Annotated in this window: 9 protein-coding genes; 2 read left to right on the forward strand and 7 right to left on the reverse strand. The window is 66.5% G+C overall.

The window, feature by feature from the left end:
- Positions 1-14: 14 nt before the first annotated feature.
- Positions 15-1,319 (forward strand): MATE family efflux transporter, encoded by a 1,305-nt coding sequence (locus QX121_RS25475; protein ID WP_315813342.1) that lies wholly within the window; start codon positions 15-17, stop codon positions 1,317-1,319.
- A gap of 63 nt (positions 1,320-1,382) precedes the next feature.
- On the opposite strand, the gene QX121_RS25480 is transcribed toward QX121_RS25475, so the two are convergent.
- Together QX121_RS25480 and QX121_RS25485 are read right to left on the reverse strand one after the other, a co-directional pair.
- Complete coding sequence (locus tag QX121_RS25480) at positions 1,383-2,477, reverse strand: quinone-dependent dihydroorotate dehydrogenase (protein ID WP_315735815.1); 1,095 nt, start codon at positions 2,475-2,477, stop codon at positions 1,383-1,385.
- Positions 2,474-2,818, reverse strand: coding sequence for a DUF952 domain-containing protein (locus tag QX121_RS25485; RefSeq protein WP_315778374.1), 345 nt, complete (start codon positions 2,816-2,818; stop codon positions 2,474-2,476). Before QX121_RS25485 ends, QX121_RS25480 begins: the two co-directional genes overlap by 4 nt.
- Positions 2,819-3,072: 254 nt before the next feature.
- On the opposite strand from QX121_RS25485, the gene QX121_RS25490 reads away from it, so the two are divergent.
- The gene (locus tag QX121_RS25490; RefSeq protein ID WP_315784809.1) at positions 3,073-3,834 is read left to right on the forward strand and encodes a carbonic anhydrase family protein; all 762 of its coding nucleotides are present in this window, start codon (positions 3,073-3,075) and stop codon (positions 3,832-3,834) included.
- Between the two features lie 193 nt (positions 3,835-4,027).
- Here the strand turns inward: QX121_RS25490 and QX121_RS25495 are convergent, their stop codons facing one another.
- From QX121_RS25495 to QX121_RS25515, 5 genes are all read right to left on the reverse strand, one after another.
- Positions 4,028-5,674 (reverse strand): lysine--tRNA ligase, encoded by a 1,647-nt coding sequence (locus QX121_RS25495; RefSeq protein ID WP_315813338.1) that lies wholly within the window; start codon positions 5,672-5,674, stop codon positions 4,028-4,030.
- A 140-nt stretch (positions 5,675-5,814) separates the two neighbouring features.
- On the reverse strand, positions 5,815-6,723 hold the full coding sequence (locus QX121_RS25500) for a transporter substrate-binding domain-containing protein (protein WP_315813339.1): 909 nt from the start codon (positions 6,721-6,723) through the stop codon (positions 5,815-5,817).
- A 98-nt stretch (positions 6,724-6,821) separates the two neighbouring features.
- The gene (locus QX121_RS25505) at positions 6,822-7,415 is read right to left on the reverse strand and encodes an SCO family protein (protein WP_315735806.1); all 594 of its coding nucleotides are present in this window, start codon (positions 7,413-7,415) and stop codon (positions 6,822-6,824) included.
- Positions 7,416-7,434: 19 nt separating this feature from the next.
- The gene (locus tag QX121_RS25510; RefSeq protein WP_315735804.1) at positions 7,435-7,623 is read right to left on the reverse strand and encodes a hypothetical protein; all 189 of its coding nucleotides are present in this window, start codon (positions 7,621-7,623) and stop codon (positions 7,435-7,437) included.
- 132 nt (positions 7,624-7,755) lie between these two features.
- Entirely contained in the window at positions 7,756-8,280 is a 525-nt protein-coding gene (locus tag QX121_RS25515; protein WP_315778377.1) for a hypothetical protein, read from the reverse strand.
- Positions 8,281-8,860 lie beyond the last annotated feature (580 nt).

The following is an 8,860-nucleotide window of genomic DNA, read 5'->3' on the forward strand; positions in this document are numbered from 1 at the left end:
TCACGACAGCGCAGGTGTTCGACATCGCGGGTCCCGCGATGATCGCCAACCTGACCACGCCGCTGATCGGCATCGTCTCGACCACGGCGATCGGCCGGCTCGGCGAAGCGGCCATGCTCGGCGGCGTCGCCATGGCCTCGGTGATCTTCGATTGCCTGTTCTGGCTGTTCGCCTTCCTCCGCGCCAGCACACTCGCCTTCACCGCGCAATCGCTCGGCGCCGGCGAGAGCGACGAGATCCTGATGGTCCTGATCCGCGGCCTGGCGCTGGCCGCGCTGATCGGCGTCACCCTGATCGCGCTGCAACTGCCGCTGGGCGCGATCATCTTCGACATCATGGGCGGCAGCGACGCCGTGTTGAGCGCGGCCCGCAGCTATTTCATCGTCCGGATATGGTCGGCGCCGCTGGCGCTCGCCAACTACGTGCTGCTCGGCTGGCTCGTCGGACTGGCCCGCGCACGGCTGGCGCTGGCCGTTCAGGTCGCGATCAACCTGATCAACATGGCCGCGACCATCCTGTTCGTCCAGATGCTGCAGGCCGGTATCGCCGGCGCGGCGATTGCCGCCGTGATCGCTGAGACGGTCGGTGTCGCGATCGGCCTCGTGCTGGCACGCCGCTTGGTCAAAGCCGACGCCCGGATATCGCGCGCTGCACTGCTCGACCGCGCCAAGCTGATGCACATGATGGCGGTGAACCGCGACATCATGATCCGCACCGCGGCGATGATCGTCGCCTTCTTGTTCTTCACCTCACAAGGCGCGCGTGCCGGCGACACGACGCTGGCGGCCAACGCGGTGCTGAACAATTTCCTGCTGGTGGCCGCGTTTTTCCTCGACGGGCTCGCCAACGCCGCCGAGCAGCTCTGCGGCTATGCGTTCGGCGCGCGCAACCGCGACGCCTTTTCCGGCGCCACAAGGCTGGTGCTCGCCTGGGGCTTAGGCTTCGCGCTCGCCGTCGCCGTGATCTTCGCGCTGTTCGGTCCGGTGCTGATCGACGTGATGACGGCAAACGATGCGGTGCGCCGCGCGGCGCGCGACTATCTGCCGTTCGTGGTGGCGTCGCCGCTGCTGTCGGTGTTCGCCTTCGCGTTCGATGGCGTCTATATCGGTGCCACCTGGGCGCGCGACATGCGCAATCTCATGGTGGCGGCGCTGATCGTCTTCCTCGGCATCTGGCTGGCGCTGCGCGGCTTCGGCAATACGGGCCTGTGGATCGCGATGCTCGGCTTCTACGCCGCCCGCGGCGGCTTCCAGGCCGCACGCTATCCGGCGCTGCTGCGGGCGTCGTTCGGGAAGAGCCCGACTCGACCGACAATGTAAGCTGTCATCGTCCGAAGGCGGGGATGACAGCCGTGCGTGAATGATGCGACAGCTCGGCTGCAACTAAACCGGCCAATCCTCGGCCGTGATCGTCGCGGCATCGGCGCCGACGATCTCCGCCAGGGAGTCACGCCCCGTGCGCAGCAGCGTCGAGGTCAGGTCGGCCTTGATGCTCTCGACCAGGCCGAGGCCCTTGTAGACCAGCGAGGAATACAACTGGATCAGGCTGGCCCCGGCGCGGATCTTGGTGAGCGCGGCGCCGCCCGTGTCGATGCCGCCGACGCCGATCAACGGGAACGCGCCTTCGACGCGCACGAAGGTCTCGGCCACCATCCGGGTCGACAGCCGGAACAGCGGCCGCCCGGACAGGCCGCCCTGCTCCTTGGCGCGCAACTGCTCGCGCAGCGAGCTGGGCCGAGCGAGCGTCGTGTTCGACACGATCATGCCGTCGACGCCGCGCGAGCGCGCGACATGGACGACGTCATCGAGCTCGGCGAGGCTGAGATCCGGCGCGATCTTGAGCAGCACCGGGGTGTCGCCGGCCTTGCGGCGGATACGGTCGCGCGCCTCCAGCACCTTGGATAGCAGCTCGTCGAGCTGAGAAGCCTGCTGCAGGTTGCGCAGGCCCGGCGTGTTGGGCGAGGAGATGTTGACGGTGAAGTAGCTCGCCACCGGCGCGAAGGTCTCGATCAGCCGGACGTAGTCGGCGACGCGGTCGGCCGAATCCTTGTTGGCCCCGACATTGACGCCGACGATGCCGCCCTGATGGGCGCGGCCGGCAAGCCGCCGCAACACGATCTCGGCGCCGTCATTGTTGAAGCCCATGCGGTTGATCACCGCCTCGTCGCGCTCCAGCCGAAACAGCCGCGGGCGCGGATTTCCGCTCTGCGGCCGCGGCGTGACCGAACCGATCTCGACGAAGCCGAAGCCGAGCCGCAGCAGCGCGTCCGGCACCTCGGCGTTCTTGTCGAAGCCGGCGGCCATGCCGACCGGATTCGGGAAGTTGAGCCCGAAGGCGCGCACCGCGAGCTTCGCATCGTCCGGCCGCGGCTTGATCGCCGGCAAGAGCTTCAGGCCCTGGATGGCGAGCCGGTGCGCATCCTCGGCGTCGAGCCAGCGGAGCAGCGGCAGCGAGAGCTGGTCGAAAGCGCGGATCACGGCTTCAGGTCCGGAATGTCGTGGCCGCCATCGGCACGGCTGTGCAACTGGTGAACGGCGGTCACGGCGCCGAGATCGAGTTCGCCATACAGATGCGGGAACAGCTCGTCGTTGCGCGAGCGCTCCCAGCGCAAGCCTCCACCCAGTGCATCCGCCTCGACCTCGACCAGGAACAGCGCGCTCTGCCCGAAAAAGTGCTTCCGGGCCGTCTCCGGCACCTGGGGGGCGGTCGAAAAATGGATGAACCCGTCGCGCAGATCGTCGGCGCTACCGCGGTACACGCCCAGCCGCTCCGCCTCGCGCCAGGCCGAAGCTGAGCAGATTTTGTAGATTTTGGGCACCTTCGCGCGGTCCTGGCTCGAGCTTGAGTTTGCTGATGTTTTCGGAGCGGCCGACCGTATCGGCAGGGGGCGGCGAACTCAAGCATCGTTTGCCCGGGACAGCCCGGCGGCCGCCCCGCTCAGGCTGCACCCGAATGACTGCGAGTTCGCGAGGACGCAGCCGGTTCCTCAGCAAGGGTTAACCTGATTCGGTTTTCCTGTTGCGCGCGATTCGCAACCGATCATGCCCACGCTTGAACCTTTTGGAGATTGCCATGGACCGCCGCCACGTCTTGAAGGCTCTTGCGGGGCTCGCCCTCTGCCCCGCCTGCGCGACCCCGGGCTTCGCCGCCGAGGGCGCCCCGCATTGGAGCTATGAGGGCGCGACCGGACCGGCCAATTGGGGGGATCTCGATGCGGCCAACAAGGTCTGCGGCGTCGGCACCCAGCAATCGCCCATCGACATCGAGCACTCGACCCGGGCCCAACTGCCCAACTTCAAGCTGAGCTGGGCCAGGACCGCCGACACCATCGTCAACAATGGTCACACCATCCAGCTCAACTTTGCCGACGGCAGCAGCACCCTGAAGCTCGACGGCACCACCTACAAGCTGCTGCAGGTGCATTTCCATCGCCCGAGCGAGCATCAGATCGGTGGCAAGAACTATCCGATGGAGGCGCATTTCGTCCACCGCGCCGCGTCGGGCGGGCTCGCCGTGGTCGGCGTTCTCATGACCACCGGCCGGCCCAATCCCGCCTTCGCGCAGATCGTGGCGACGATGCCGGACAAGGAGGGTCCCGCGGTCAAGGCCGATCCGCGCATCAACCCCAACATGATGCTGCCGGCACGCCGCTCCTATTATCGCTATGCCGGCTCGCTGACGACGCCGCCCTGCTCAGAGGTGGTCGAATGGCTGCTGCTGAGCGAGCCGGTCTCGGTCGCGGAAGCGGACGTCGCGAAATTCGCCAAGCTGTATCCGATGAACGCGCGCCCGGTGCAGAAGCTCGACCGCCGCTTCGTGCTGCACGGGGTGTAGTTCGAATGGCCGCTTCGGACTGACGCGGCCGCCGAGTTCTCCGCTGTCGTCCCGGCGAACGCCGGGACCCATACCGCGGAATCTCAGTTGTCTTGCGAGGTGGCGGATATCCGTCACCTCACCTCGGCTCGTGGCTATGGATCCCGGCTCAGGGCCGGGACGACACCTTTTTGTGTGACGACGAGCGAGCCCCTCACGCGCTCCGCGCCAGCGCGCCGTCGATCATCGCCACCGCATTGTTCACGCCGTAGACCGCGACGAAGGAGCCGAAACGGGGGCCCTTCTCCTGGCCGAGCAGCACCTGGTAGAGCATGTTGAACCAGTCCAGCGACACGCCGGGGCGGCCGTCCTTGCCCTTCTTGGCGTGGTCGAGGAACGGCTCGCGGCGGCCGATCTCGTAGACCACGTTCTGGATGTCCTCGGCCGTGGCCTCCGCCGGAAGATTGGACAGCGCATCGCGCAGATCCTGCAGCGCCACGCGCTCGCCCTCGGTCGGCTCGCGGAAGGTCTTGGTCGGCGCGACGAAGTCGCGATAGTAGTTGATGGCGTAGCCGACCATCGCGTCGAGCTTGGGATGCGTCTGCGGCGTCACGCCGGGCCGGTAGCGGCCGATGAAGCCCCACAGCGTCTCGGCATTCTCCGCGTTCGACGACGACACCAAGGTCAGCAGCAGTTGGAAGGTGACGGGCATGTCGGCCTTCGGCGGCTTTCCGGAATGAATGTGCCAGACCGGATTGCCGAGCTGCTGCTTGGCATCCTGCTTCCGAAAACCATCGAGGAACTGCTGATAGTCGTCGACGTTGCGCGGGATGACGTCGAAATACAGCCGCTTCGCCGCCTTCGGCTCGCGATACATGAACAGCGACAGCGATTCCGGCGAGGCGTAGCGCAGCCATTCGTCGATGGTCAGCCCGTTGCCCTTCGACTTCGAGATCTTCTGGCCCTTCTCGTCGAGGAACAGCTCGTAGTTGAAGCCCTCAGGCGGGGTGCCGCCGAGCGCCGCGCAGATCTTGCCCGACAGCTTCACCGAATCGATCAGGTCCTTGCCGGCCATTTCATAGTCGACGCCCAGCGCATGCCAGCGCATCGCCCAGTCCGGCTTCCATTGCAGCTTGCAATGGCCGCCGGTCACCGGAACGGTCATGCGCTCCTTGGTCTCCGGATCGTCGTAGGAGATGGTGCCGGCCTTGGCGTCGTGCTCGACGATCGGCACGTACAGCACGAGGCCGGTGCGCGGGCAGATCGGCAGGAACGGCGAGTAGCTCGCCGCGCGCTCCTCGCGCAAGCTCGGCAGCATGATCGCCATCACCTTCTCGAGCCGCTCCAGCATGCGCAGCAGAGCCGCGTCGAACTTGCCGGAGGTGTAGTAGTCGGTCGCGGAGGCGAACTCGTAGTCGAAGCCGAACCGGTCGAGGAAGGCGCGCAGCCGCGCATTGTTGTGAGCGGCGAACGACGGATATTCGTTGGAGAACGGGTCCGGGATGCGCGACAGCGGCTTGCCCAGATGCGTGGCCAGCATGTCCTTGTTCGGCACGTTGTCCGGCACCTTGCGCAGGCCGTCCATGTCGTCCGAGAACGCGATCAGGCGGGTCTTGATCTTGTCCTCGGTCAGCACGCGGAAGGCGTGGCGGACCATCGTAGTGCGCGCGACCTCGCCGAAGGTGCCGATATGCGGCAGGCCGGACGGGCCGTAGCCGGTCTCGAACAGCACCTCGTCCTTGGGGTTCTTCTTCAGCCGGTTGACGATCGCTTTCGCCTGCTCGAACGGCCAGGCGTTGGATTGTTCGGCGAGCGTGCGCAAGTCGCTCGGGCTGGTTGGGACGAGATCGATCGTGGACATCGTGAAAAAGACTTCTCCGAAGACGTCAGTGCAAAACAGCGGTCATGATACCCGTCATTCCGGGACGATGCGAAGCATCGAACCCGGAATCTCGAGGTTCCGGGTTCGCGTCTTCGACGCGCCCGGAACGACGGCAAGCGCTAGAACGGGCTGATCGAGAAGTAGCGCAGCCACAGGTCGGTGTAGCGGCCTTTTTCCCAGACCCGGAACAGCGCCCAGTTCAGCGCCTGGCGCAAGAGGTCGTTGCCCTTGCGCACGGCGATGCCGACGCCCTCGCCGAAATAGCGGCTTTCGACGAAAGGTCCACCGGAAAAGGCGCAGCAATCGCCGGAATCGGTGCCATTGACCCAGAACGCCAGCGAGATGCCGTCGCCGAAGATCAGGTCGACCTCGGCCCGGCGCAGCGCCTGCCGCAGCGCCTCGTCGTTCGGATAGGTCTTGATCTCGGCGTCGGTGAACATCGCCTTGAGGTAGGCCTCGTGCGCGGTGCCGGCGACGGCGCCGATCTTCTTGCCCTCGAGAAATTCGGGGCGGATCTCGGTCATGACGGCATCGCGGCGGGACACGAAGCGAGCGGGCGCCCGGTAATACGGATCGGAGAAGTCGGCCCGCGCCCGCATCTGCGGCGTCACCGCGATCGAGGCGATGATCGCATCGCCCCGGTTCGAGGACAGCGCATCGAGCAGGGTTTCGAACCGGCGCATCTGGACGGTGCAGGTGACCTTGATCTCGTCGCAGATCGCCCGTGCCAGATCGACGTTGAAGCCGGCCGGATTGCCGTCCGGACCGGTGAAGTTGAACGGCGGATAGTCGGTCTCGGTCAGGAAACGAATCACGGTGAGGCGCGACAGATCGGGCCGGTCGGGCCGGCGTCGCGGGTCCCAGAAGCCGGGGACGGCCTGCGGCGCCGCCTCGACGGCGGGCCGCACGGGCGCCTGGGCGCGCGCCTCCGAGCCGGCTGCGGCGAGACCGAAGCAGAGCAGCGCGCTGACGATGGCGGCGCGGGCCGCAGGCGCGGATTTCACGGGCTTTGATAAGACGGTCTGCATCAGCGGTCCCGATGGTCAGCGCCTTATAGACCATCCCGGCGCAAATTCGAGGCTGGATTCGGCCCGGAGGCGGCCGCCCGGCTGGAGCGTCAACGCGCTCAGAGGTATTTCTTGAGATCCGCCGCCGCTTCCTCGGGCGTCCGCTTCAGGTTGAACGGCGCGACGAACCGGCCGTTGCGGTCCATCAGATACACCAAAGCGGTGTGGTCCATGGTGTAATCACCGTCCTTCAGCGGGACCTTCTTGGCATAGACCCGGTACTCGGTGAGAACCTTCGCCAGGACCTCGGGATCGCCGGTCAGACCCTTCAGATGCGGGTCGAAGCTGGAGAGGTAGTCCTTCATCGCGGCCGGATTGTCGCGCTCGGGGTCGACCGAGACGAAATAGGCGTTGACGCCGTCGGCGTCCTTGCCCATCGCGCGCAGCACCTCGGAGATCTCGAACAGCGAGGTCGGACAGACGTCCGGGCAATGGGTGAAGCCGAAGAAGATCAGGGTCGGACGGCCTTCGAGGCTCTTCTCGGTGACGACGGCCCCGCTCTGGTCGGTCAGCTGGAACGGTCCGCCGATCGCGGCCGGCGCCGCGATGTTTCGGCCGCCGCCCATGATGAGGAACATCAGCGACAGCCCGACCACCAGGCTGGCGGCAAAGGCTCCGACGATCACCAGGGGGCGGGTGGCATTGGATGGCATTGCGCGCTCCTTCACTGTCTCAGAAGCAGGCTTGCCAGCCGGCCGCGATCGTCTCGAAGAACACCGCGGTCCCGTACTGCACCCACATCGTCACGGCGCCGGCGACGAGCCCGATCGCCGCAACCCCAGCCACGATGGCCGAAGCGGAGGCCGAACGCCGGTCACCCGACGCGGACGGTATCTCTTGCGGCGCTGAAAGAGGCTGCATGATGGCATACTCATCGGGCGGGTGCTGGCCCGAGCGGCCCGCCCCTCGCGCTTCAGATAAGCCCCGCGGCCGGTCCAGGCAAGCGCCGCGGACGGGCAGCCGATCACCCGAAACGGCCGGTGGCCGGCGTCATTAATGGGAGGCGGAGGCCTTGGCCGCGGCCGGCGAGATGGCCGGCGCATTGGGCGCAACATGCGAGGAGGCCGGAGAGGATGCCTGGGCATCCATATAGCAGGGCTTGTACATTGCCTGCAGCTCCTTGCCCTTCAGGAAGATCATCCGGGGCGTCAGGCCGCCGCGCTGGGTGATCCAGCGGCGGATCGGCGACGGGTACATCGAGTACAGCATCTGGGTCGCCTCGGGGTTGGTGACGGCGCGGCCGTTGGCGCCGAAATCCCAGGCGGCGTGGAATCCGAGATTGGCATGCGAGGTGACGCAGATCTTCTCGTGGGGGATCGCCCCGAGCACGATGGTGCAGGCCGAGGCGCAGAGCCCGTCGATGATCACATACTCACCGGAGGATCGCAGGCCCTGGTACTTGTCGACATAGGTTCCGATCCGGCCGCCGCGGTCATCGGCGATCCGGACCACGGCCTGGCTGGCGCCGAGCCCCGACAGCAACAGAACGACCGCAAGCAACCCCGTCCAGAATTTCATGTCGAGCCCCAGTTCAACCCGGCGAAACCGATCTGACCGACTTTGGTACGCGTCTTGTGATGCGCTTCTTGTGATGCTTGGACTGCGGCGGGACCTTGCGACCACGAGCCCATCCGCAGAACCGGAACGCGAAAGCCAAATCCAAATCGCAAATGCAGCGTGTTTCGAGATCGTGTTTTTGTCCAGGACAGCGCGGTGACGAAAGCCAAATTCACCGCGAGTGTTGCAAGCCCGCTGCACCAATGAGTCGCTACCACCGAAAATGGCCGAACGCTGGTTCCGGACATGGCGATGGCGCCACGAGCAAGGCAGAGGCCCGGCATGATTCGCCCATCGGCGCGGCAGCGGCGTCACGGCGGCACAAACGACCCTCCGGAAAAGCCCGGTGGCCGAGCTTCCGCGCGACACACGCCCCGTTGCCCAGTGACGGCGGGACGCTCACGCCTCTCATCGCCGGCCCAGGGGCGCTCGTGCGATCACGATCGTGGGTGCGGGCTCCCGCCAGCCCTGGCTGGCTGGCTGGCTGGCTGGCTGGCTGGCTGGCTGGCTGGCTGGCTGGCTGGCTGGCTGGCTGGCTGGC

This window comes from Bradyrhizobium sp. SZCCHNR2028 (genome assembly GCF_032380995.1).
Classification (GTDB): domain Bacteria; phylum Pseudomonadota; class Alphaproteobacteria; order Rhizobiales; family Xanthobacteraceae; genus Bradyrhizobium.